Below are 23,561 nucleotides of genomic sequence, written 5' to 3'. Positions count from 1 at the left end.
CAGCGCCACCGCAGGGCGGGAAGGAGCCCCGCTCCTTCCCGCCCTCCCGCCACGCGGAGGCGTGGGGTCACCTGCCCTGACCGGCCTCCGGGCCCTCGCCGGCTCCCGCTCCTCCCTCGTCCTCGATCCCCGTGTCGACATGCATCGCGGCCTCCTCGGCCGCGGCCGCTCCGCCGTCGATGCCGACGTCCCGGGCGACGACGCCGACGTTCCGCCGGGGTGACGGCTCGTCCACCGGAGCCAGCCGGCCGGCGCGCGTCGCGCCCGACTCCTGGTCCACGGGTTCGCCGTCGCCGCCCGGAAGATCGCCGATTCCGTCGCCGGGCGGTGGCGCGGTGTCGGGGACCTCCTGCGCGAGGCGCTCGTCGAGCGACTCTCCCTCGCTCTGTTCCCGGCCGGTCGTACCGTGCCGGGTCACGGCGTGGGGGCGGTCGGGCGGCGCGTAGCCCTGGTCCAGCATGTCGTCGAGCTCGTCCGCGCCGATGGCGTTCTCGAGATCGAGTTCGTCGTCGGGGCGGTTGCCGACATCGGCGTTGACCGGCTGGTACACGTCGTCGCCACGTGCCTCGTCGTCCGGCACGGCCGCGTCGGCGGCAGCCTGGTCATGGGCGTCCTGGGGCATGGTCGGCTCCTTTCCTCGCACCGCCCCTCCTCGACCCGTGTCGGCGACATCACCCGGCGCCGGAGGCGTCGCCGTTCCCCGCGCGGGGCGTCGGTCGTGTCGTCCGAGCGGTGCGGTGCGGTGGGTGCGGTGGGTGCGCTACGTGGCGCGGCTGTCGTCTTTGGTGTCCGGCGGCGGTGGTCCCTGTCCGAACCGCGCGGCACCGCGGCGCAGCCGCCGGGCCGCCTCTCCCATCTCCCGGAGGAGCCGGGACGCCACCTCGTCCATGGAGTCCCGGGGTTCGGTACGGTCGCGGTCATGCTCGTGATGTACATCGTGCTCCGGAGTCACGACGCGCGCATACCCGCAAACCTCCCCGGCAGTCCTCCCGCCCCCGGGCCCGATCCCGGGGGGCCGAGCCCCCCGTCCGCCGGCGCGGCGCGGCCGCACAGGGGGCCTGACACAGACGTGCCCCGCGCCGGTCGCGCGGGGCGGGGAGGGTTCGGAGCGGGTGGGGGGACTCAGGCGGGGGTGACGTGTTCGGCCTGGGGGCCCTTGGGGCCCTGGACGACGTCGAAGGCGACCTTCTGTCCCTCGTCGAGCTCTCGGTATCCCGCGGCGTCGATGGCCGAGTAGTGGACGAAGACGTCCGGGCCACCTCCGTCCTGAGCGATGAAGCCGAAGCCCTTCTCCGCGTTGAACCACTTGACGGTGCCGGTAGCCATGTCCAAATCTCCTTCATGGGCGCGGAAGCATGTCCCACGTCGGGCGTCTTCCCGAAAATGCCCGCTCCATGACTGCGATCCCCGAGGAAGCGACCGCGAGGATGGAAGGCGGTCGACGACCGGCGGTCACCGTCCGTCGCGCGGGGTGTCAGCCGATGCGGCAGGGGTACGCGCCGCAGGACACCGGCACCTACAGCGAAGAGAAGGGCAGAGGTATCTCATGGGGACCCCACCGAACGATCCCGTACCGCCCACCCCCACTCCGGCGCCGGGCCCGGGGCCCGGGCCGCAGCCGGGGCCTGTGCCCGGGCCGGTTCCCGCGCCGGGCGGACCCGACCCGGTGCCTCCGGCGCCGCCGCAGCCCGAACCCGACCCGCAGCCGGCCCCCGCTCCCTCCCCCGAGCCGCACCCGGAGCCCGGCCCGCTGCCCGGTCCCGTGCCGGCCCCTGCACCCGTGACCTGACCACGAGAGTGCGGCGCCGGGCTCGGATCAGCGCGAAGGGGCGGCCGGCGCCGCCGTGGCCCGTACACCCGCCAACCAGTCGTCCACCAGCCGGATCTGACGCTCCGGCGGGTACTCCGCCGGAGCGAAGAGCGCCTGCACGACCAGCCCGAGGACGAAGCTCTGGGCCGCCGCGGCCAGATCCTCGGGCGCGGTGCCGGCGGGCAGTTCGCCGCGCCGCTGGGCGTCGACGACCTGGGCGGTCAGCCTGGCCCGTGACCGGCGGTAGCGCTCGGCGTGCTCGGCGGCGAGGTCGGGATCCGCCAGCGCGACGTCCCAGGAGGCCACCCAGATCCGGTTGGTCGCGGCGGCCTCGGGCGTGAGCGGCAGCACGTCGAGCATCAGGGTCCGCAGGGCGGCGGCGCCCTGCGTGGGCGCGCTGTGGCGCGGCCGCTGATCCGTCCGCTCGGCGAGCACCTCGAGGGCGGTGCGGACCAGGGCGCGCTTGTTCGGGAAGTAGTGGGTGAGCAGGCCGGTGGTCGCGCCCATCTCGCCCGCCACGGCGCGCAGGGTCAAGCCGCCGAAACCGTGTGCGGCAAGGATGCGCCAGACGGCCTCGGAGACATCGCGTCGGCGTGCCTCATGATCTCCGCGTGCGGGGGGCATGTGAGTATCCTACATAGCAAGCGTTTGGTACGTACGCGCCGCCCGCCGACTCCCGGAGCCGCCCCGATGTTCGCGATACGCCTCTCCGACACCCTCGACGCCGAACTCCGCCCGCTGGAGCCCTGGCAGGCCGAGGAGTTCCTGGACCACATGGACCGCGCCCGCGCCAACCTCGACGCGTTCATCCCCTTCGCCTCCCGCTCCACCGACCTGCCCTCGGCACGCGCCACGCTGCAGAGGTACGCCGACCAGGCGGCCGCGGACACCGCCCGGATCTACGGCATCTGGCTGGACGGCACGCTGGTCGGCGGCGCGATGTTCGCGCGCTTCGACGCCCGGACCGGCAACTGCGAGGTCGGCGTCTGGGCCGAGCCCGCGGGCGAGGGACTCGGACTGATCTCCGCGGCCGTACGCCACCTCATCGAGTACGCGGTCGTCGAACGCGGTATGCACCGCGTCGAGTGGCTCACCAGCTCCGGCAACGCGCGCAGCCGTGCGGTCGCGCAACGGGCGGGCATGCGCCTGGACGGGGTGCTCCGCTCGAAGTATCCGCACAACGGGATCCGCCACGACACGGAGGTCTGGTCCCTTCTGGCCGACGAATGGTCGGCGTCACCGGAGCGTTCCGGTGCGGACGCGGGGCGCCGGCCTCATGGACAAACGGCTCCCGTCGGCGGCTGATCGCCGGGAAGCTGGGTAGCCGCCAGCGGAACGACGCCGAGTGAGCGACGACCGCCCGGGGCGACCGGAGCCCCGGGCACTCGGCCTCGCGAAGGAGGCGAAGTGCCATGGCCGGGACTCGTGGCATGGCCCGGGGCGCGCGCACCGCGGTGCAACAGGCCGCCCTGCTGATCGGAGCCGTGTTCCTCCTGGTGGGAATCCTGGGCTTCGTCCCGGGAGTGACCACCGACTACGACGCGCTCGAGTTCGCCGAGCACCACTCGGGAGCGAAACTGCTCGGCATCTTCCAGGTGTCGATCCTCCACAACCTGGTGCACCTGCTCTTCGGCATCGCCGGAGTGCTCATGGCCCGCACGGCCCCCGGCGCCCGGCGGTATCTGATCGGCGGCGGCGTCATCTACCTGGCCCTGTGGATCTACGGCCTCGTCATCGACCTCGACAGCAAGGCGAACTTCGTCCCCGTCAACGAGGCCGACAACTGGCTCCACCTGGCCCTCGGAGTCGCCATGGTGGCGCTCGGCGTCCTGCTGACCCGTCGGCGCGGCGTCGTGTGACCCGCCGTCGTCACCCTGGCGCCCTACCGCCCCCGCCGACACCTGCCGCACCGCCGGGCGCGCGGCCCGTCAGTCCAGGCCGACGCCACCGGGCGGTCGGCAGATGTGGGCGAACAGACGGCGCAGCAAGGACTCGAGGACGAGTCGCTCGGCCGCCGAGAGAGGGGCGAGGAGGTCGTCGTCCACGGCGGTGAGTTCCGCGCTGATCCCGGTCAGGGCCGATCGGCCCTCCGGGGTCAGCGCGACCTCGATCAGCCGCCGGTCCTCGGGGCGCTGGGCGCACGTCACATAGCCCGCCTTCGCCAGGTCGCCGACGACCCGGGCGAGGTCGGTGGTGTGGATGTCGAGGCGTGCCGCCAACTCGCCCTTCACCTGCGCCCCGTACGTGTCCAGCGCCGACAGGACCGTCGCGTGCCACAGGCGCAGACCGCGCCGGGCGAGGCGCTCCGCGAGCCGCGCCCGGGCGTCCTTGCCGGTGCGCGACAGGACGTACGTACTGAGGGTCAGAAGCGTTCCGGACGTGGGGCTCATACGCTCGGGAACATCTCCGGCGTGCCCCCGGCACCCCAGTCCGCCGTGTCCTCGTCCAGGCTCCCCAGGCCGAACGCGGCCCGCAGCGCCCGCACCGCCGCGGGGACGTCCGCGGCCCGGATCACCGCCGTGACCCCGGCCGCCGTCGAGGAGATCGCCAGGATGCGGGCGTCGGCCCCGGACAGCGCCTCGGCGAAGGCAGCCGTCACGGCGGGCGCCGTGCGCAGGCCCGTACCCGTGAGCGAGACGCGCGCCACCGTCTCGTCGCACTCCAGCACGGCCCGCCCGGCACCCACGCTCAGCACGTCGAGCGCGCGGGCCGCGTCACGGCGGGCAAGGACGAAGGAGACGTCGGTGAGGCCCGGCGCACCGCGCGAAGGCCCAAGCCGCAGCATCTCGGGACGTACTCCCACCTGCCCGAGCCGCTGGACCAGACCGGCGATGTCGACCGGCTTGCCCGGGAAGCCGGTGACGGTGAGGTGAGCCAAGGACGTGTCGTACCTGATCTCCGAGACGATCGGGCGCTCCACGGCTCCCCCTTCCCTCGCACCACGGTGGACGGCCCGGCGGCGCGGCGCCCCCGGACGACCGGTCAGGCGGTTCGCCAGGAGCTCCGGCTGACGGCTCATGAGACGGCGGGCACCTTCCCGTTCGCCGCCACGGGCAGCTTCCGCGCCCGGGCGACCAGCCCCGTCGCCAGACAGCAGGTGACGACCGCGACCGCCACCGGCGCCCACGGCCCCCAGCGGTCGAGCGCCGCCCCGGCCAGCGGGTTGGCGGCCGCCGACGCCGCCGTCGTGGCGGTGGCGATCCAGCCGAACGCCTCACCGCGACGGGCCGGTCCCGCGCTGTCCGCGACATGGTCGTAGAGGGCGGCGAGAGCGGGCGGGATCACCATGCCGCCCACGGCGAGCGCCGCGGCCACCGCCCAGGGACTGCCGCCGGTCAGCGGCGTGGCCAGAGCGGGCAGGAGCAGGGCCACCCCGGCGGCCACGAGCAGCAGCCGCCGGCGCAGGTTCACCGCGCCGTCGGGCCAGAGCGTGGCGGCGAGGCCGCCCGCCGCCGACCCGGCCGCCCAGACACCGGTGAGGACACCGCCGAGGGCCGGGCTGCCGCGCTGGTGCGACCAGGAGACCAGGACGAAGTCGATGATCGCGAAGCCCGCGATGAGCGCGGTCACGGCGGCGACGGAACGCAGCACCGCCGGGTCTCGGAGCAGCGAACCCCCCGACGCGCCCGCCTCGGCCGGGTCGGCCGCGGCCGGTGCGTCGACACCCGCCCGGCGCACGGCCGCGGCCAGGCCGAACCCGCCCACGGCGGCGAGCGCCCCGCAGACGGCGACCGCGCCGCGGGCCCCCACGCCCGCGATGGCGAGGGACGCGGCGCCGGGGCCGGTGACCAGGACCAGCTCGTTGACCGTGGCCTGCAGCGTGAACGCCCGCCGCCGCAGCCCGCCTCGGGCGAGCTGGGCGACCTTGGCCCGGGAGACCTGGGTGGACGGCGGACAGGCCAGGCCGACGAGGAACGCGGCACCGGCGAGCAGTTCCCAGCCCGCCCGCGCCGGCACGGCCGCGAGCGCGGCCACACCGGCCCCGTACACCACCGACGTCCACATCAGCAGGCGGGCGGCGGGCCGCCGGTCGACGGTCCGGCCCCGGAGCGGCGCGGTGAGCCCCTGGCCGAGGACGAGCGCGCCGGAGACCAGCCCCGCGGTGGCGTACGAGCCGGTGATGTCGGCCGCCACGACCAGGAGCGCCACCAGGGTCGCGGAGAGATGGAGGCGGCCGACCAGGCTCCAGCCGAGCAGCGACAGCAGACCGGGGGCCGCGGCGAGCTCCTTGAGGGAGTTCGCCGCGGCCGGTGCGCCCGTGGTCGGGGCGCTCATGACCGCAGGGCTCCGCGGCGGCGCTGCCAGTCGGTGACACCGTCGCACCAGGCGTCCAGTTCGGCCTGGAAGAGAGCCGCGTAGTGGTCGACCAGCTCCTGCCCGAGAAGGCGGGCGGGGAGCTTCGACGTGGTGAACCGCTCCAGTGCCTGCCAGGGCGTGGTCGCAAGGCCGCCGGTCCGCTCGCCCGCCTCGGGCAGCGGAAGACCGTCCTCGATGCCGGACAGGCCGGCGGAGAGGAGCGCCGCCACGGCGAGGTGGGGCTGTGCGTCGGCACCGGGGAAACGGCATTCGAGCCGCAGCGACGGCCCGCTGCCGGCCAGCCGTACGGAGGCGGTCCGGTCGTCCACGCCCCACCGGACCTCGGTGGGGGCGAAGTCGCCAGTCCGCAGCCGTACGTACGAGTTGACCGTCGGCGCCCACACCGGGGTCAGATCGCCGGCCGCCCGCAGCACCCCGGCGAGGAAGGAGGCGAGCAGGGGGCCCGGCCGGCGCGGATCCCCCTCCTCCGCGCCGAGGTTGCGGCCCTCGGCGTCGTTGAGGGAGAGATGGACATGGCACGAACTGCCCTGCCCCGGGCCCTCGGCGGCCAGATAGGACGCCGTGACGCCGTGCCGGGCCGCCGTCTGCCGGACGAGGGTCTGCTGCACCATGGCGTCGTCGCAGGCGGCCAGCGCGTCACGGTGACGCAGCACCACCTCGTACTGGCCTGGGTGGCACTCGGCCCGCGCCGACTCCACGCCCAGCGCCGCCTCGTGGAGGGTGGCGCGCAGGTCGCGCAGGAGCGGGGCGAGCGGCTCCGTACCGCCCAGGGCGTAGTCGATGCCGTGGGAGGTGAGCGGGGCGCCTCCGGCGTCGTAGAAGGTGACCTCGTGCTCCAGGCCCACGGACGGCACGATGCCGAGCTCCTCGGCGGCGGCCAGCCGCTCCCGCAGCACGGTCCGGGGCGCGACCGGCACCGGGGCACCGTCCGGCCAGACCGCGTCGCAGACCACGTACCAACTGCCGTCCTCGCCGGGCTGCGGCAGCAGCGTCGCCGCGTCGGGACGCAGCACGAGGTCGGAGAAGGTGTCGTAGTAGCGCTGGAGCTCGGGCGCGGTGGACGTCGCGCGGTCCACCGTCCAGGCGTAGAGGTAGGTGCAGGCGCCGTATCCGTCGTCGAGCACCGACCCGAGGGCGAAGTCGCCGTCCAGGTCGACGGCCGCGAAGCGGGCGTGCGGGTCGGGCGCGAGCAGCGTGAGCCGGCGCGGGCCCCGGGCGGCGAGCTCCGCCCGGAGCCGGGAGCCGGCCTCCGCACGGGCCGCGAGGGTACGCGGCCCGGCGGGGCGCTTCCAGAAGGCGTCGGAGGTCACCGGGGTCACCAGGCGCCTTCCGGGTCGGGCGCGTGCAGGGGGTTGGGGACGCGGCCGAAGCGGACGTCGAACTCCTCGTCCCGGTCGACCCGTTCGAAGCCCTCACCCGCGAGGTGCTCGCGGTTGAGGCAGACCCGCTCGACGTCCGGGGCGAACAGGTCCAGGTCCGGGTAGCGCTTGGCGTCCTCGGGGAAGCGGTCGGCGTGGGCGCGGATGATGCCCCGGACCTGCTCCCACATCGCGGCGCGCGGATAGCCGAAGTCGTCGTGGGCGATCTCCGCGAGGAAACGGATCTGACCGGAGAAGACGGACGAGAACAGCGACTGCGCCATGAGCGGCGCGGGCCAGCGCAGCATGTCCTTGCGCGCCTCCTCGCCGAGCGTGTCGTGGATCGGGAGGTCGCTGTCGACGAGGTCGACGCCCTGCGCGAAGTCCTTGATCATCACACGGAGCGGACGGCCGTCCGGGTCGGTGATGAGGATGAGGTTCTGGCTGTGCGGGCAGAACGCGACCCCGTACCGGTAGAGCCAGTGCAGCAGCGGCGTGAGGATGAGGTCGTAGAGCTTGCCGAACCACGCCTCCGGCGTCATGCCGGACGTACGGATCAGATGGGCGACGACGCTCTCGCCCTCCTGGTCGCGGTAGGGGAGCGTGGCCAGCGAGATCGCCCGCTCGTCCGCGCCGACGCGGGTGCGCAGCGGCTCGCGCCACAGCACGCCGAGCGTCTCGTGGAAGCGGTACGGCAGATCGGGGAGCGAGCCGAAGAGCGGGTGGCGCACCGAGACCGCGGCCACCTCGCCGAGGAGGTCGAAGCGGTACTCGTCGCGCAGCAGCTCGTCGTTCTCGTGGATCGACAGCAGCCACTCGGTGACGGCGGGGCCGGCCAGCGTGGCGGCGGAGTTGAGACCGCGGTAGACGAGCGTGTTCCGCACCGAACAGGCCGTCTTCACGTCCCGCCGCGTGGGGTGGGTGACGTTCGCGAGCGTACGGACGGTCTGGTGCGGCACGTACGAGTCGGCCGAGTCGCCGAGCAGGACGATACGGCCGGTGGCGATCTCGGCGGCGTAGAGGGTGCCGATGATCTCGTCCCACTGCCAGGGGTGGATCGGCATCCACACGTAGTCGGCCGGGTCGCCGCCGGTCGCGGTGACGCGCTCGGTGAACGCCTCGCGCGTCTCCTCGTCGAGCTCCTCGGCGAGCAGCGTGTTCTCGTCCAGGCCGGGTACCGAGCGGAAGCTGGCGAGATCACGGTGGACGGCCGCCCAGCGCACCGGGAAGGGGGTGCGGGCCTCGGGGGCGAGCCGCTCCCGGTCGGCGGCGGAGAAGCCCACCCGCCCCTTGTTGACGACGATGCGCGGGTGGCCGGTGAGATGGCCGTCGGCGCGGTCGTAGGGGAGGGCGGCCAGCTCGGCGGCGCTGATCGGGGTGGCCAGGCGCAGCGCCTCGTTGGAGACGGTCGCGGTCAGCTCGCTCAGGACGTCCGCGAGCCGCATCCCGGCGAGGCCGAGCACGGCGCGGGCGTCGGTGACGAGGATCCGAGGGTCGTCGGCCGGCGCGGAGGCGCCGTCGGCGGTGTGGCGGGTGGCGGTGCCGGGGGTGACGACCCAGCAGCGGAACGCGCCGTGGCGGGCGCGGAAACGATACGTCACGCCATCGGCGAGATCGAGGCGCCAGGCCGGCTCGACGCCCTCCGAGACGGGCTCGGGGTCGGCGACCGGCTCGAAGAGGTACTCGTAGGAGAGTTCGCCGAGCATCTTCTCGGTGATCAGGGTGCCGGCCCGTCGCCAGGCAAGCGCGCGGTCCCGCGGGGATATCTGCTCGGTCACGAACGTCCTCCGGTGCTGGTGGTGGTGAGTTCGGCATCGTGGCCCGGTGCGGCGAGACCGCCGAGGCCGAAGGTGGTGAAGGCGGTGCGCTCGGGCAGGAGATAGGTCTCCTCGCCGGTGAGCGAGTTGAGGATCACGGCGGACCGCCAGGCCGCGAGCCCGAGATCGGGGGTGCCGACGCCGTGCGTGTGCCGCTCGGCGTTCTGGACGTAGACCGCTCCGCCGATCTCCGGGGCGAGCCGCAGCCGCTGCTGCTCGTCGACCTCCGGCCGGCCGGCCGCGTCGCGCACGATGTACGGCCGCAGGGCGGCGAGCAGACCGTCGACGGGCCGCTCGCGATAGCCGGTGGCGAGGACGACGGCGTCCGTGACGAGCCGGCCGCGCGCCTGCTGGTCGCCGTGCTCGACGTCCAGCTCGATCCGGTCGCCGACGCGGGTGGCCCGCTGGACGGCCACTCCGGGGGTGAGGGTGACGTCGGGCCAGGTGCCGTCCAGGCCCCGGCGGTACAGCTCGTCGTGGATCTCACCGAGCGTGTCGCCGCTGACGCCCTTGTACAGCTGCCACTGACTGGGCAGCAGCCGGTCGCGGGTGGCCTCGGGCAGGCTGTGGAAGTAGCGGGTGTAGTCCGGCGTGAACTGCTCCAGACCGATCTTGCTGTACTCCATCGGCGCGAACGCCGGGGTGCGCGCGAGCCAGGTCAGGCCCTCCTGGCCCTCCGGGCGGGCGCGCAGCAGGTCGAGCAGGACCTCCGCTCCGGACTGTCCGGAGCCGACGACCGTGACATGGCGGGCGGCGAGCAGCCGGTCCCGGTGGGCCAGGTAGTCGGCCGAGTGCAGGACGAGCGTGCCCGGGTCGTCGGCGAGCGCCCGCAGCGGCTCCGGCACGTGTGGGGCGGTACCGATGCCGAGCGCGAGGTTCCGGGCGTACGTACGGCCCACGGCCTGCGCGTCGCCGTCCGCGTCGAGACGGGTGAAGTCCACGGCGAACGCGTCCTGTCCGGCGTCCCAGCGGACGGTGTCGACCTGGTGGCCGAAGTGGACGGAGGGCAGCTCGCGGCTGGCCCAGCGGCAGTAGTGGTCGTACTCGGCGCGGTGGATGTGGAACTGCTCGGCGAAGTAGAACGGGAACAGGCGCCGCCGCGTCTTGATGTAGTTCAGGAACGACCAGCGGCTCGTCGGCTCGACCAGGCTCACCAGGTCGGCGAGGAAGGGGACCTGGAGGGTGGCGCCCTCGATCAGCAGGCCGGGGTGCCAGTGGAACGAGGGGCGCTGCTCGTAGAACGCGGTGCGCAGTCCCGGTACGCCGTCGGCCAGGGCGGCGAGCGACAGGTTGAACGGTCCTGTGCCCACCCCCAGGAGATCCAGGGGCTCTTCGGCTGGTGCGGGCGTCATCGGGGTCCTCCGGTGGGGCGGGCGTCGGCAGCGAGCGTGACGGTGCCGGAGCCGGTGGCGCCGGCGGCTGCCGCGGTCTCGGTTTCGGTCTCGGCCTGGGGCTCGGTCTGGGTCGGGGTGTGGGGGCGGTGGGCGTCCGTGCCGGAGGCGTCGGCGGTGGTGTGGCGGTGGTGGCCGGCGGTCTCGGTGACGAGTTCGAGCAGGCCGGCGAGGTCGGCGGCGCGGCTGCGCGGGTGCAGGAGGGTGGCCTTGAGCCACAGGCGCGGGGTGCCGTCCGCGTCCGCCGCCCTGGCGCGGCCGAGCACGGCCCGGCCGGCGGCCAGCAGGTCCCGCCGGACCGCCGCGACGAGCGCGTCGCCCTCGTCGTCGGGGAGCGCGTCGGCGGCCGTCGGCCGGAACAGTACGGTGCTGATGCCGATGTCCCCGGGGCGCCTGCGCAGGGCGGGATGGGCGTCCACGGCCGCCGCGAACTCCTCCGCCGTACGGACGCAGTGCTCGACGAGCGCGCCGATCCCCTGGCGGCCGAGCGACTGGAGCGTCGCCGCGATCTTGAGGGCGTCGGGGCGGCGGGAGGTACGGATCGAGCGGCCGAGCAGGTCGGGCAGCCCGGCCTCGGTGTCGTCGTCGGCGTTCAGATAGTCGGCGCGCAGGGAGAGCGCGTCGAGGGCGGCGGTGTCGGCGACGGCGAGGACTCCGGCGGCCACCGGCTGCCACCCCAGCTTGTGCAGGTCGAAGGTGACGGAGACGGCGGCGCCGAGGCCCGCCAGGCGCGGGGCGAGCCGGTCGCTGAAGAGCAGGGGGCCGCCGTAGGCGGCGTCCACATGGAGTTCGGCGCCGTGGCAGGCCGCGACCTGGGAGAGCTCCGGAAGCGGGTCGATGAGTCCTTCGTCGGTGGTGCCGGCGGTGGCGACGACCAGGGCGGGGCCCCGGCCGAGTTCGGTCAGGGCGCGGTCGAGCGCGGCCGGCACCATACGGCCCGCGCGGCACTCGACGACCACCGGAGTGGGAAGCCCCAGCATCCAGGCGGCCCGGTGGACGCTGTGGTGGGCGTTGGCTCCGGTGAGGACCTGGAGCGGACGGGCGCCGAGGGCCCGCGCCCGCTCCCGGGCGAGCAGCAGGGCGACGAGATTGGACTCCGTACCCCCGCTGGTGATCAGCGCGTCGGGTGCCGGGGCGCCCGGGTAGACCAGCGCGGCCAGGGCCTCGGTGGTGCGCTGTTCGATGACCGCGGCGGCGGGCGCCTGGTCCCAGGAGTCCATCGACGGGTTGAGCGCGGAGGCGGCGAGGTCCGCCGCGACCGCGACGGCGAGCGGCGGGCAGTGCAGATGGGCGACGCAGGACGGGTCGGACGGGTCGGCTGCGCCGGCGGCGACCGCGCGGACCAGGCCGCCGAGCGCGGCCTCGGCGCCGATCCCCTCCTCGGGCAGGACCGGCCCGCAGGCCGCGGCCATGGCGTCGGCGACCGCGTCGGGCCCGCCCGCGGGCAGCGGGCCGCTGCGGGCGGTCGCGCCCTCGGCGAGAGCGCCGAGCACGGTCCACGTCAACGAGCGCAGGACATGCGGTCCTTCGTGCCCGCCGGCGACGGCGGTCTCGATGCCCCGGGGCTGCCGGGAGTCGGGGGCGCCACCGGTGCCCCCGGTCGAACGGAGGAGCGTCACGCCGCACGCTCCACGGTCTCCACCGCCGCGCCCAGCCGGCCGAGGACGGAGTCGGCCTGGTCGTCGGTGAGGACGAGCGGCGGCAGCAGCCGCACGACGGTGTCCTCCCGGCCCCCGAGCTCCAGCATCAGGCCGTTGTCCAGGCACGCGGCGCGCAGGGCGCGGGCGAACGCGGGGTCGGCGGGCAGGGAGCCGAGGCGGTCGGGCCGGCCGTCCGGGTCGACGATCTCGACCCCGATCATCAGTCCCCGGCCCCGGACCTCGCCGAGGGCCGGGTGGGCGCAGGCGATCTCGCGCAGTCCGTGGCGGATCCGCTCGCCCAGCTTCTCCGCCCGTTCGGCGAGCTGCTGTTCGGCGACGGTGCGCAGGGTGATCTCGCCGGCGATCATGGCGAGGGTGTTGCCCCGGAAGGTGCCGGTGTGGTCACCCGGCCGCCAGGTGTCGAGGTCGGGGCGGTAGGCGATGAGGGCGAGGGGCAGTCCGCCGCCGACCGCCTTGGAGGTGACGAGGATGTCCGGGGTGACCCCGGCCCGCTCGCATGCCCAGAAGTGGCCGGTGCGGCCGATCCCGGTCTGGATCTCGTCGATGATCAGCACGACGCCGTGCTCGGCGGTGATCCGGCGGACCTCCCGGAGCCAGTGGTCCGGCCCCTCGACGACGCCGCCCTCGCCCTGGACGACCTCGAGGATGGCGGCGGCCGGCGTGGCCACGCCGCTGCTCGGGTCGGTGAGGTAGCTCTCCAGAAGACGGGCGGACAGCTCCCCGGCCTGCTCGGCTCCCACGCCGAACGGGCAGCGGTAGCCGTACGGGTAGGGCAGCCGGGTGACCGGGAGCGAATCGGCGGGCCCGGGGGTCCGCATCCGGGCGGGCCCGGAGACGGCCGAGGCGCCGAGCGTCATGCCGTGGTAGGCGCCGGTGAAGGCGATGATCCCGTGCCGTCCCGTGGCGTGCTGGGCGAGCTTGAGGGCGGCCTCGACGGCGTCGGTGCCGGCCGGGCTGCAGAAGTGCAGACGGGCGTCGTCGCGCAGGGTACCGGGCAGCCTGCGCAGCAACTCCGCGCTGAACTCGTCCTTCTGAGGGGTGATCATGTCCAGCGTGTGGAGCGGTGCGCCTGAGGTGAGGGCGGACTGGAGAGCGGCGACGACCTCGGGGTGGTTGTGGCCCAGGGCGAGCGTTCCCGCACCGGAGAGGCAGTCGAGATAAGTGCGGCCGTCCGCACCGGTGACGACCGCTCCGTCGGCGGCAACGGGTGCCACGGGCAGATTGCGGGCATAGGTGCGGGCGGAGGACTCGCGAAGCGCCTGACGTTCCAGGAGCTGAGCACGCAGCATGGCGAAGTGCCCTTCGGTCGTGGTGCCTTGGGTCGTACGTGTGACGGCATGGCGGACGCCGGCCAGTGGTGATCTCTGGTCGGTCAACGGTTAGGTTAGCCTAACCTTGCACGCTCGCAAAGGGTGTTCTCGGGCGTGACCGAAAACGGCAGCTCCGGAGAACTGCCGTTTCGGCCCTGCTGGTTGAATCTTGAAAAACCCTGAGGGTGTCAGGCGTCGGCGGACGCCGTCCTCCGGTGGTGCCGCCCCAGCGGTACGACGAGGGGAGCGCCGCACTCCTCGTCGTACCGCACCCTCGCCTCCAGGTCGAAGACCTCGCGCAGCAGGTCCTCCGACAGCACGTCCATCGGCGCGCCCTGCGCCACTATCCGGCCGTCCTTCATCGCGACGAGGCGGTCGGCGTAGCGCGCGGCGAGGGAGAGCTCGTGCAGCACCATCACCACCGTCCGGCCGGTGTCCTGGTGCAACTCCCGCACCAGGTCCAGGACATCGATCTGATGGGCCAGGTCCAGGTGGTTGGTCGGCTCGTCGAGCAGCAGGATCTCCGTGTTCTGCGCCAGGGCCATGGCGATCCAGGCCCGCTGCCGCTGACCGCCGGAGAGCTCGTCCAGGGTGCGCTCGGCCAGGTCGTACGTCCCGGTGCTGCGCAGGGCCTGCTCCACGGCGGCCTCGTCGTCGGAGGACCAGCGGCGGTACCAGCTCTGATGCGGATGCCGGCCACGCGCCACCAGGTCGGCCACCGTGATGCCCTCCGGCGCCTCGGGCGACTGGGGCAACAGGCCGACGGTTCCCGCGACACGGCGGGTCGGCAGGGTGTGGACGGGGCTTCCGTCCAGCAGGACGTGCCCGCTCCTGGGGCGCAGCAGCCGTCCGAAGGAGCGCAACAGGGTCGATTTGCCGCAGCCGTTCGGCCCGATCACGGCGGTCACCGAACCGTCCGGGATGTCCAGGTCCAGGTCATGGACGACCGTCCGCTCCCCGTAGGCCAGGCACAGCTTCTCGGCCCGCAGCCGCACGCCGGCCGTCGACGCCGTGGGCGTCGTGGTCGCCGTCGCGGTCGATGGCCGGTCCGTGTGAACCGGCCGGCTCGCGTGGCCGATCTGACCGACCTGACCGGCCTGGCTCGTCTGGCTCGTCTCCGTCATGACTTCCGGGCCTTTCCGCTCCGAACGAGCAGGTAGAGCAGGTAGGGGGCGCCGAGGGCGGCGGTGAGGATGCCCACGGGAAGCTCGATCCTCCCGAAGGCGGTACGTCCAAGGACGTCCGCCCAGACGGTGACGGCGGCGCCGAGCACGGTCGAGGCGAGCAGGGGAGGCGTGCCGGTGCGCACCAGCCGGACCGCGAGCTGGGGGCAGGCGAGGGCCACGAACGCCACCGGTCCCGCGGCGGCGGTCGCGGTCGCGGTGAGCAGGACCGCGACGAGCAGCAGGGTGGCGCGGCTGGTGTTCATCCGTACCCCCAGACCGCGCGCCGTGTCCTCGTCGAAGTTCAGCGCCCCGAAGGAGAAGGAGAGGACGAGGGCGACGGGCAGCAGGAGCGCCAGCGCCCAGCCGACGGCCCGCGCGTTGTCCCACGTACTGGCGTTGAGGCTGCCGGTGAGCCAGAGGATCGCCCGGCCCGCGTCCACGATCGAGGCCTTGACGAGCAGCCAGGAGATCACACTGGACAGGACGGCCTGCACGCCCACGCCCACCAGCAGCATCCGGTAGCCGGAGAGCCCCCGCCGCACGGCCAGGAGGTAGACGATCGCCGCGGCGAGGAGCCCGCCGCCGACGGACGCGGCGGGGACGCCGATCTCGGCGAGCGGGCCGCTGACGCTGCCGTACTCACCGCCGAGGACGATCACGGCCACCGCGCCCGCGCCCGCGCCCGCCGTCACACCCAGGATGTCCGGGCTGGCGAGCGGGTTGCGGGCGACGCCCTGCACCAGGGCGCCGGCGAGCCCGAGGGCCGCCCCCACGAACGCGCCCGTGGCGGCCCGGGGGAGACGGAAGTCGAGGACGACCAGGCGGTCCGCGTCGCCGCCGCCGCCGAACAGCACCCGGACCACGTCCGGCAGCGGGATGGCGAAGTCGCCGCGGGCCGTGCTGACGACGACGGCCGCGAAGAGCGCGACGGCCGCGGCCAGCGGTACGACGACCGTACGCGGCCGCCACACGCCGGAGGCCGGGCCGACCCGGAACGGCCTGCGCCCCGGCACCACCGGCCCGCGCCTCGCGGTGGGCATCCCGGGCGCGGTGTCCTCGCCGCTCGCCCGGGTGTTCGCTGTCGATTCCACTGTCACAGTCGCACCGGCTTTCTGCGGCGTACGAGCGAGATGAAGAGCGGTGCGCCGATGAAGGCGAGCATGATGCCGACGGGGAGCTCGCCAGGCCGGGCCACCAGGCGGCCCAGGATGTCCGCGCCCAGCATCAGGATCGCTCCGAGCAGCGCCGCGTACCCCAGTACCCAGCGGTAGTCGGGGCCGGTGAAGGACCTGCCGATATGAGTCGCCATCAGCCCGACGAAGCCGATCGGCCCGCACGCGGCGACGGCCACACCGGTGAGGAGGGTGATCGCCGCCATGCCGGTGAACCGGGTCAGACCGATGCGTACGCCGAGCGCCCTGGCCACGTCCTCGCCGAGGGAGAGGGCGTTCAGACCGGGGGCGTTGACGGCGGCGAGCAGCAGACCGACCGCGAGGAACGGCAGCATCTGGAAGGTGAGTTCCAGGGTCCGGCCGCTCACCGAGCCCACGGTCCAGAACCGGTAGACGTCCAGCGCCTGTTGATCGAAGATGACGACGCCCGCCGTCAGCGCGGTGAAGAGCGCGTGGACGGCGGCGCCCGCCAGAGCCAGGGTCACCGGGGTCGCGCCGCCCTTGGAGAAGGTGCTGACCAGGTAGACGACGACGCTGGCGAGCATCGCCCCCAGGAAGCCGAACCACACGTACCCGTACAGGGTGCTGACACCGAGCAGGAAGATGCCGGCGGTCACGAACAGGCCCGCGCCTGCGCTGACACCGAGAAGGACGGGATCGGCGATCGGGTTGCGGGTGTGGCCCTGCATCAAGGCTCCGGCGACGCCGAGCGCGACACCGGCGGCGACGGCGAGCGCCGTGCGGGGCAGCCGCAGGTTGCGCACGATGACATCGCCCTCGGTCCCGGAGGGGCTCCACACGCCGTGCCAGACCTGCGCCAGGGTCAGTGACTTCGTACCGAACACGATGCTCAGGACGGCGACGACCACGAGCAGTGCCGCCAGGACGAGAAGGCCCGTCCAGCGTCTGCGCGCGCGTTCCGCCTTCGCGGCCGGCTGCCGCGCGGCCGTCTGCCGAGGTGGCGCTGATAGCGCTTGGGTCACGATCTCCTCCGAACTGCCCCGCCATAAGTTAGGCGAGCCTATCCTTACAGCTGCACCCCCCGTGAGAGAAGGGAACCACCTGATGAGAGCCCGTTGGCTCAGCCGCTTCCGCCGCACCGTCGGAGCCGCCGCCGTCACCGCAGGACTGCTCGCCACCGCCGCCTGCGGTACCGGCTCCGAGCCGAAGGACGAGACGAAGGCCGGTGAGACCCCCGCCGCCTCGGACTCCGCTTTCCCCCGCACCGTCGAACACGCCATGGGCAAGGCCGAGGTGAAGAAGGCGCCCAAGCGTATCGTCGCCCTCGACATGACGTTCGTCGACGCCACCCTCGCGCTCAAGGGCGAGGTGGTCGGTTACACCACCATCGCGAGCAGCGGCGCGTCCCTTCCTTCCTACTTCGGTGCCGACGCCAAGACGTACGCCCCGAACGCCAAGCCGGTCGGCACCCTGGAGGAGCCGAGCCTGGAGAAGATCATCCAGCTCAAGCCGGACCTCATCCTCTCCGCGAAGGTGCGCCACGAGAAGCTGTACAAGCAGCTGAGCGCCATCGCCCCGACCGTCTTCTCCGAGACCACCGGCGGCACGTGGAAGGACAACCTGCGCCTCGTCGGCAAGGCGATGGGCCAGGAGAAGGCCGCCGACGAGCGGATCGCCGCCTTCGAGAAGCGCGCCAAGACCATCGGCGACAGCGTGCGCAAGGCCAAGGGTGCCAACCCCACGGTCTCCGTGGTGCGTTTCGTCGACGGTCCGACGCGCATCTACAAGGAGGACACCTACATCGGCGTGATCGTCAAGGACCTCGGCTTCGGCAAGCCCGCCGCGGCCACCGGCACCGGCTTCAACACCGAGGTGTCGGACGAGGAGATCGCCAAGATGGACGCCGACGACATCTTCATCACGCTCTACGCCGACGAGGCCGGACTCTCCAAGCAGACCAAGGAGAAGTTCGAGGCCAACCCGCTGTGGAAGCAGCTGAAGGGTGCCAAGCACGAGGTCGACGACAAGATCTGGATGAGCGCGGTGGGCCTGTACGGCGCCAACTCCGTGCTCGACGACGTCGCCAAGACCTACAAGGTCGACCCCGCGAAGGCGTGACCGCTCGACGGTGAGGGGGCCGGACACCGGAAGGTGCCCGGCCCCCTTTCAGCGCTTCCTGGGGCAGGTGGCGCAGAGCTCGTCCGGCCGGATCGTGTAGTACAGACAGCAGTTGGTACGGGTCCGCGTCGGCTCGCCGTCCAGGTCGGGCGACGGCCGGAACCCGGCGGCTCCCACGTACGGCGGTGTGGAGCCGGGCAGCAGCGCGTCGGCGGCCGCGGTCGCGGCGCCCGCGTCGCCCAGCGCCCGGCCCAGATGCCAGACGCCGCCCGCGAGTTGATCGGTGACCATGCCCCACAGGGCGTGATGCCTGCGCCGGACGTGCGGCTGGAAGGCGTCGAGGACCGGGGCGAGATGCTCGGCGACGGCGGACCGCAACTCGGCCCGCAGGGCCTCCGGCCCGGCGGCGGTGCGCACTCCGGGCAGCCCCTCCAGCGGGTCGCCCGGCAGGCATGTCATCGCCTCGGCGCCGACGGTCATCTCCCGCTCCCGCCAGCCGTACGCGACCAGCTCCAGCGGCACGCGCGGAACCCGCCGTTCGAGGTACCAGGGCCCGCTCATGGCGAGACAGGCGGTGAACGCGTACCGCTGGAACGCCCAGGTGGCCGCGACATCGCGCCGGGGAGCCTTTCCGTACGCCTTCTCGATGCGCCCGGACTCGGCGGCGACCAGGCGCTCGACGGCCTCGGGCTCCCGCCCGAGCCGCCGCCCCTCGACCCACTCGGCCGCCGCCTCCCGAGGGGCGGGGCCGGCCTGGATCCTCACCAGGGGGGAGATCTCGCCGAGCCGCCGGTAGACACCCGAGAGCGGCTCGACGGACGCGACGGACGCGACGGAGGGGGCCGAGGTGGCGGGGGCGGTCGAGAGCGGCACGTTACTTCCCGTCTTCCACACGAGTCACACGAGAGAGGTAAGGCTTACCTTATAACTCCTCTCGCTGAAACGCACGGTGTATCACGCGCGTGTCCGCCACATGAGCGACGAACTGGCATTCGGTGCAGGGGGTACCAGCTCGCCTTCGATAAACCGTTCGATACCGTGTCGCCTTTCCGCCTGGAACCGGACGCGCCTGAAAGGCGAGGCCCTGGAGGGATTCCCCTCCAGGGCCTCACGTGTTCCGAACCGGGGTGCTCACCCGAGTCCTCACGCGGCCCGATAAGCCGCCGTCAGCTTGCCGACGGCGCCGGTGAGATCGCCCGTCAGGAGCAGATGATCCGCCTCGGCGAACGGCTTGGCCGTCGCCTCGGTGATGTCCTGGCCGATCCGCCGCTGCACGATCATCCGGGCCTCGGCGACCAGCTTCCTGCCTTCCGCCGACGTTCCGCGACCGGTCGCCTCCAGCACCCGGGCCGCGAAGGCGATGGCCTTCAGGGCGGGTTCCCCGCCGGCGGGTGCCTTGGACAGGGTGGTCAGGCCCCACCCGTACGGGAACTGCGGGTCGTAGGCGGCGTCACCGACGTTGATCGGCAGCTGCGCCTCCGACTTGGGCCAGGTCACCGGGAGCTGCCCGGTGAAGGGGCGCTTGCCGTAGAGGACGTCGGCGACGCCGTCACCCTCGGTGCCGGGGAGCCAGGACGCGACCAGGGCGTCGATGCCGCCGAGCCGGTCCCCGATGAGCTGGGGGCGGCCGGAGACGACCAGGACCGCGCACCTCATCGCGGCGCAGACCTTGTCGACGGCCGCCTTGTCGGCCGCGCTCAGTTCGAGGTCATGGCCGTTGCCCACGTCCCCGAAGCCCTCGGCGTAGGGCGTCTCACCGACGACGACCACGCCGACGTCGTAGCCGTCGGTGGCGGCGGAGGCGTCCTTGGAGTAGGAGATCTCGGCGTCGGGGGCGGCCTTCCTCATCCCTTCGAGGATCGTGGTGCCCGTCGTCGTCCGGCCGGACGAGCCCTGCCAGCTGATGGTCCAGCCGCCGGCCTGGTTGCCGAGGTCGTCGGCGTTGGAACCGGCGACGTACACCTTCTGCGACGTCTTCAGCGGCAGCACATCGCCGTCGTTCTTCAGCAGCACCTGGGACTTGGCCACCGCCTCGCGCGCCACGGCGCGGTGCTCGGCGGAGCCGACCGTTCCGAGGTGGGTGGTGTCCGCGTACGGCCGCTCGAACAGGCCGAGCCTGAACTTCTGCGTCAGGATCCGGGACACCGCGTCGTCGACGCGCGCCCGGCCGACCCGCCCGGCCGCCACCTCGTCCGCCAGGATCCGGGTGAAGTCCTGGTAGTTCGTCGGCACCATGATCATGTCGAGGCCGGCGTTGACCGACGTACGGACATCGCTCGGATAGTCCCCGGGGATCTGGTCGATGGCCTGCCAGTCGCTGATGACGAAGCCGTCGAAGCCCATCCGGTCCTTGAGGACGCCGCTGATCATCTCGGCGTTGGCGTGCATTTTCACCGGCCCCCGGTCGTCGCCCAGGACGTCCAGCGAGGAGTACGAGGGCATGACCGTGCCCGCGCCGCGCTCGACGGCCTCGGCGAACGGCGCGAGATGCACCGCCTCCAGCTCCTCGCGGGTGACCTCGGTGACGCCCTGGTCGATCGTGTACGAGCCGGTGGTCGAGGAGCCGAACGTGGTACCGCCGTCGCCCACGAAGTGCTTGGCGCTGGTGAGCACCTTGTCGTTGCGGTCGAGGTCCTTCCCGTTCGGCGCGCCCTGCATGCCGTTGATCACGGTCTCCATCGCGGTCACCAGGGCGGGATCCTCGCCGAACGCCTCGTACGAGCGGCCCCAGCGTTCGTCGCGGGTGACGCAGAGGCAGGGCGCGAAGTCCCACGGGATGCCGGTGGCCCGCACCTCCTTCGCGGTGACGGCGCCCGTCCTCTCGGCGACCTTCGGGTCCCGGCCGGCGCCGATGCCGATGTTGTGCGGCATGATCGTCGACCCGATGACGTTGTTGTGGCCGTGCACCGCGTCCACCCCGTAGATCAGCGGGATCTGGAAGCGGGTGGCCCGGGTGCGCAGTTGGTACGCGTCGACCATCTTCGCCCACGCCTCGGGCGCGTTGGGCGTGGGCACCGAGCCGCCGCCGGAGAGCAGCGAGCCCAGGTCGTAGGAGGCGATGTCTCCTGGGGACTTGAGCGCGTTCCGCTCGGCCTGCGTCATCTGGCCGGCCTTCTCGGCGAGCGACATCCGTGCGAGGAGGTCGGCCACCCGCTTCTTCACCGGGAGCCGCTTGTCGAGGTAGGGCAGGCCGTGGGCGTCCACCACCACCTGGGGTGTCTCCGCGGGGGCCTTGGCCCCGGTGACGGTCAGCGTGAGCGGTATCGTCTCGGCGGACTCGGCGGCGCCGTCCTTCGTCGTCGCCACCGCGATCGAACGGGACGTGCCGGAGGCCGTGCCGGCCGGGAAGGTGACGCTGCCGGTGACCGGCGTGTAGTCCTCGCCGGCCTCGGCGCCGCCGCCCGCACCGCCCTCGGTCGTGTACGCGACCGTCACCGGCTCGTCGATCGGCCCGGAGCCCGTGGTGGCGACCGAGAGCCGCACCCGCGCGGTGCCGCCCTCCCGGACCGGGTACACGGCGGCGTCGGTGACGACCTTGGTGTTCAGGGCCGGTTCGGCCTTGCCGTACAGCTCCAGGCCGTCGAGGGCGAAGGAGCCGGGCGAGCCCGGCGGCAGGGTGAGGGCGTAGCCCCACATCTCGTTCAGGCCGAGGATCTGGTCGATGCCGCCGACGGGCTGGTAGTCCGCGCGGTACTGGAAGTCGGAGAACGGGATCTCGACGAGATGCCAGCCCTCCCAGTCGTCGGTGAACGACGTCGTCCACAGCTCGGACGCCTCGCCGTTCGCGCCACCGTCCTTGATCTCGAAGTGGACGCGCTTGCCCGAACCGGGCGGCAGCGGCGCGGTGTTCTGGCCGTACCACCAGAAGCGGACGCCCTTGAACGCGGTCCAGTCGTGGGCCGGTGCGTCGAAGGCGAAGTCGTGGCTGAAACCGCCCCAGCCGCTGATGTCGTAGCTGCCTTCGAGGACCTTGGCGCCCTCGGGCGCGTCGGCCCGCTCCTCGATCCGCAGGGCCGGATGGTCGTCGGCGTCGCTGCCCCAGGTGAAGATCCCCTCCGCGGGAGGGTGCGCGAAGGGGATCTCCCCCTCGAAGCGGTCGACGGCCACGGGCACGGGATCCTCGGCGGCCGCGGCGCTCGGCAGGGCGCCGGCGAGCAGACCGCCGAGGACGGCGACGGATGCGATCAACGCCGTACTCGTTCTGCTCCTGGGACGGGGGCGTGGCATTGCGTCTCCTTCGGTACGGCAGGGGCGGTGTGCGGGGTCGGGTTTCGTGCCGCGGGGCCGGCGTGTGCGGGGGAGGGGCGGGGGCGCCGTGCCCCGTGGGGGAGCGGCCGGGAGGGCGGCTCGGGAAGCGGGTGCGGAGCGGCGGGCGAGGGGCTCCCCGCACGCGGTGCGGCGAGTCAACAGTCAGGCCACCGTGCCGTCAAGACTTCACGCCGACATCGGCTGAATCCCAAGTTTCCCGCCCCTGCGGCCCGTTGTGCGTTCATCATGTGAATGCGCGAGCAGGTGGGGCTGTTCGTCACGTCACGGCGGAGAAGGGCGGGCGGTCTTGCCCCCGGAGGGTCGGAACCAGCAGCATCACCGGCATGAGCAGGGTCTATGACGATGAGCGGCTGGCCGGCGTCTACCAGAGCGGCAACGAGATGCCCGAGCGATCACTGCGCGACTGGACGCACCTCATCGGCTCCTTCACGGACCGGCCCGCGCCCGCCGTCGTGGAGATCGGAGCCGGGACGGGCATGTTCTGCGCGGCGATGGCCCGCTGGCTGAACGCGTCGACGGTGGTCGGGGTCGACGCCTCCGTGCCCATGCTCGCCCAGGCCCGGCTCCTCAACGCCCACCCCTCCGTCCGGTACGTGGTGGGCACCGCGGAGTCCGTCCCCACCGCTTCCGACCGGTTCGACCTCGCGCTGCTGTCCCGGGTGGTCCACCATCTGCCGGACCGGGTCCTGGCGGCCCGCGAGCTGGCCCGCGTCCTGCGTCCCGGCGGGGTGGTGGTCCTCCGCACGACGTTCCGCGAACGGCTGGACGCGCTGGTCTACGACTACTGGCCGCGCCTGCGTGAGCTGGACGCCCAGCGGTTTCCCTCCCGCTCCGAGGTGCTCGACGACTTCGCGGCGGCCGGCCTCACGGTCCGGACGGTCATCTCCTTCGCCCGGCCGGTCACCGCCGGTCTGCGCGACTACCACGCCCGTATGGCGTCCCGGCCGCAGTCGAAGTTCACCCGGCTCACCGCCGCGGAGTTCCAGGAGGGCCTGCGGCGTCTGCGGGCCGACGCCCAGGAGGAACCCGCGGCGCGCCCTGTCCCGGTGGTCGAGCGCTATGACGTGGCCGTGCTGTCCGCACCCTGACCCCGGCACGACGGGCACCACGGCACCACGTCCTCGCCGCCGATGCCGATTTCCCTGTTTACGTCGTTCCCCCTCTTCACAGCAGACACTGGTAGGGACAGGGCTGCGGACGACGAGGTGATC

20 protein-coding genes are annotated in these 23,561 nt (G+C 73.2%); 4 read left to right on the top strand and 16 right to left on the bottom strand.

Annotation, left to right across the window (positions count from 1 at the left end):
* Nucleotides 1-67: 67 nt before the first annotated feature.
* The 3 genes from ACIRB4_RS31095 to ACIRB4_RS31085 all read right to left on the bottom strand — a co-directional run bounded on the left by ACIRB4_RS31095 (nt 68) and on the right by ACIRB4_RS31085 (nt 2,434).
* Nucleotides 68-622 carry a DUF5709 domain-containing protein gene (locus ACIRB4_RS31095; protein WP_403295888.1) on the bottom strand — a complete coding sequence of 185 codons (555 nt, stop codon included), beginning with the start codon at nt 620-622 and terminating at the stop codon, nt 68-70.
* A gap of 500 nt (nt 623-1,122) precedes the next feature.
* Nucleotides 1,123-1,326, bottom strand: coding sequence for a cold-shock protein (locus ACIRB4_RS31090; RefSeq protein WP_403295886.1), 204 nt, complete (start codon nt 1,324-1,326; stop codon nt 1,123-1,125).
* Between the two features lie 490 nt (nt 1,327-1,816).
* Complete coding sequence (locus ACIRB4_RS31085) at nt 1,817-2,434, bottom strand: TetR/AcrR family transcriptional regulator (protein ID WP_403295885.1); 618 nt, start codon at nt 2,432-2,434, stop codon at nt 1,817-1,819.
* Between the two features lie 66 nt (nt 2,435-2,500).
* Between ACIRB4_RS31085 and ACIRB4_RS31080 the strand changes: the two genes are divergently transcribed.
* Entirely contained in the window at nt 2,501-3,115 is a 615-nt protein-coding gene (locus ACIRB4_RS31080) for a GNAT family N-acetyltransferase (protein ID WP_403295883.1), read from the top strand.
* A gap of 107 nt (nt 3,116-3,222) precedes the next feature.
* Nucleotides 3,223-3,669, top strand: a complete 447-nt coding sequence (locus ACIRB4_RS31075) for a DUF4383 domain-containing protein (protein ID WP_403295881.1) — start codon at nt 3,223-3,225, stop codon at nt 3,667-3,669.
* A gap of 69 nt (nt 3,670-3,738) precedes the next feature.
* Here ACIRB4_RS31075 and ACIRB4_RS31070 read toward each other — a convergent pair whose 3' ends face one another.
* The 11 genes from ACIRB4_RS31070 to ACIRB4_RS31020 all read right to left on the bottom strand — a co-directional run bounded on the left by ACIRB4_RS31070 (nt 3,739) and on the right by ACIRB4_RS31020 (nt 16,985).
* Nucleotides 3,739-4,200, bottom strand: a complete 462-nt coding sequence (locus ACIRB4_RS31070; protein WP_403295880.1) for a MarR family winged helix-turn-helix transcriptional regulator — start codon at nt 4,198-4,200, stop codon at nt 3,739-3,741.
* Nucleotides 4,197-4,829, bottom strand: coding sequence for an ACT domain-containing protein (locus ACIRB4_RS31065; RefSeq protein ID WP_403295879.1), 633 nt, complete (start codon nt 4,827-4,829; stop codon nt 4,197-4,199). Before ACIRB4_RS31065 ends, ACIRB4_RS31070 begins: the two co-directional genes overlap by 4 nt.
* Complete coding sequence (locus ACIRB4_RS31060; protein ID WP_403295878.1) at nt 4,826-6,085, bottom strand: MFS transporter; 1,260 nt, start codon at nt 6,083-6,085, stop codon at nt 4,826-4,828. Before ACIRB4_RS31060 ends, ACIRB4_RS31065 begins: the two co-directional genes overlap by 4 nt.
* A complete protein-coding gene (locus ACIRB4_RS31055; protein WP_403295877.1) occupies nt 6,082-7,446 on the bottom strand; it encodes a glutamine synthetase family protein in 1,365 nt (454 codons plus the stop codon). The genes ACIRB4_RS31060 and ACIRB4_RS31055 overlap by 4 nt, the downstream gene beginning before the upstream one ends.
* Nucleotides 7,443-9,263 (bottom strand): IucA/IucC family protein, encoded by a 1,821-nt coding sequence (locus tag ACIRB4_RS31050; protein ID WP_403295876.1) that lies wholly within the window; start codon nt 9,261-9,263, stop codon nt 7,443-7,445. Before ACIRB4_RS31050 ends, ACIRB4_RS31055 begins: the two co-directional genes overlap by 4 nt.
* Nucleotides 9,260-10,654 (bottom strand): lysine N(6)-hydroxylase/L-ornithine N(5)-oxygenase family protein, encoded by a 1,395-nt coding sequence (locus tag ACIRB4_RS31045; protein WP_403295874.1) that lies wholly within the window; start codon nt 10,652-10,654, stop codon nt 9,260-9,262. The genes ACIRB4_RS31050 and ACIRB4_RS31045 overlap by 4 nt, the downstream gene beginning before the upstream one ends.
* Nucleotides 10,651-12,312 (bottom strand): pyridoxal phosphate-dependent decarboxylase family protein, encoded by a 1,662-nt coding sequence (locus tag ACIRB4_RS31040; RefSeq protein WP_403295873.1) that lies wholly within the window; start codon nt 12,310-12,312, stop codon nt 10,651-10,653. The genes ACIRB4_RS31045 and ACIRB4_RS31040 overlap by 4 nt, the downstream gene beginning before the upstream one ends.
* On the bottom strand, nt 12,309-13,643 hold the full coding sequence (locus ACIRB4_RS31035; RefSeq protein ID WP_403295893.1) for a diaminobutyrate--2-oxoglutarate transaminase family protein: 1,335 nt from the start codon (nt 13,641-13,643) through the stop codon (nt 12,309-12,311). The genes ACIRB4_RS31040 and ACIRB4_RS31035 overlap by 4 nt, the downstream gene beginning before the upstream one ends.
* Before the next feature lie 209 nt (nt 13,644-13,852).
* Nucleotides 13,853-14,788, bottom strand: a complete 936-nt coding sequence (locus ACIRB4_RS31030; protein WP_403295872.1) for an ABC transporter ATP-binding protein — start codon at nt 14,786-14,788, stop codon at nt 13,853-13,855.
* Complete coding sequence (locus ACIRB4_RS31025) at nt 14,785-15,870, bottom strand: FecCD family ABC transporter permease (RefSeq protein WP_403295870.1); 1,086 nt, start codon at nt 15,868-15,870, stop codon at nt 14,785-14,787. The genes ACIRB4_RS31030 and ACIRB4_RS31025 overlap by 4 nt, the downstream gene beginning before the upstream one ends.
* 53 nt (nt 15,871-15,923) lie before the next feature.
* Nucleotides 15,924-16,985: a FecCD family ABC transporter permease gene (locus tag ACIRB4_RS31020; RefSeq protein ID WP_403295869.1), complete on the bottom strand. Its 1,062-nt coding sequence runs from the start codon at nt 16,983-16,985 to the stop codon at nt 15,924-15,926.
* Between the two features lie 82 nt (nt 16,986-17,067).
* Here ACIRB4_RS31020 and ACIRB4_RS31015 point away from each other — a divergent pair, with 82 nt between their 5' ends.
* Nucleotides 17,068-18,081: an ABC transporter substrate-binding protein gene (locus ACIRB4_RS31015; protein ID WP_403295868.1), complete on the top strand. Its 1,014-nt coding sequence runs from the start codon at nt 17,068-17,070 to the stop codon at nt 18,079-18,081.
* Nucleotides 18,082-18,129: 48 nt separating this feature from the next.
* Here ACIRB4_RS31015 and ACIRB4_RS31010 read toward each other — a convergent pair whose 3' ends face one another.
* Both ACIRB4_RS31010 and ACIRB4_RS31005 read right to left on the bottom strand, forming a co-directional pair.
* Nucleotides 18,130-18,954: a (2Fe-2S)-binding protein gene (locus tag ACIRB4_RS31010; RefSeq protein WP_403295866.1), complete on the bottom strand. Its 825-nt coding sequence runs from the start codon at nt 18,952-18,954 to the stop codon at nt 18,130-18,132.
* Nucleotides 18,955-19,224: 270 nt separating this feature from the next.
* Nucleotides 19,225-22,308, bottom strand: a complete 3,084-nt coding sequence (locus tag ACIRB4_RS31005) for a glycoside hydrolase family 3 N-terminal domain-containing protein (RefSeq protein ID WP_403295865.1) — start codon at nt 22,306-22,308, stop codon at nt 19,225-19,227.
* 365 nt (nt 22,309-22,673) lie between these two features.
* Here ACIRB4_RS31005 and ACIRB4_RS31000 point away from each other — a divergent pair, with 365 nt between their 5' ends.
* Nucleotides 22,674-23,438 carry a methyltransferase domain-containing protein gene (locus ACIRB4_RS31000; RefSeq protein WP_403295863.1) on the top strand — a complete coding sequence of 255 codons (765 nt, stop codon included), beginning with the start codon at nt 22,674-22,676 and terminating at the stop codon, nt 23,436-23,438.
* The last annotated feature ends 123 nt before the right edge of the window (nt 23,439-23,561 follow it).

The sequence above is a fragment of the Streptomyces sp. NPDC093600 genome, from assembly GCF_044764755.1.
GTDB lineage: Bacteria > Actinomycetota > Actinomycetes > Streptomycetales > Streptomycetaceae > Streptomyces.
This window is presented reverse-complemented; position numbering and strand designations above follow the sequence as displayed.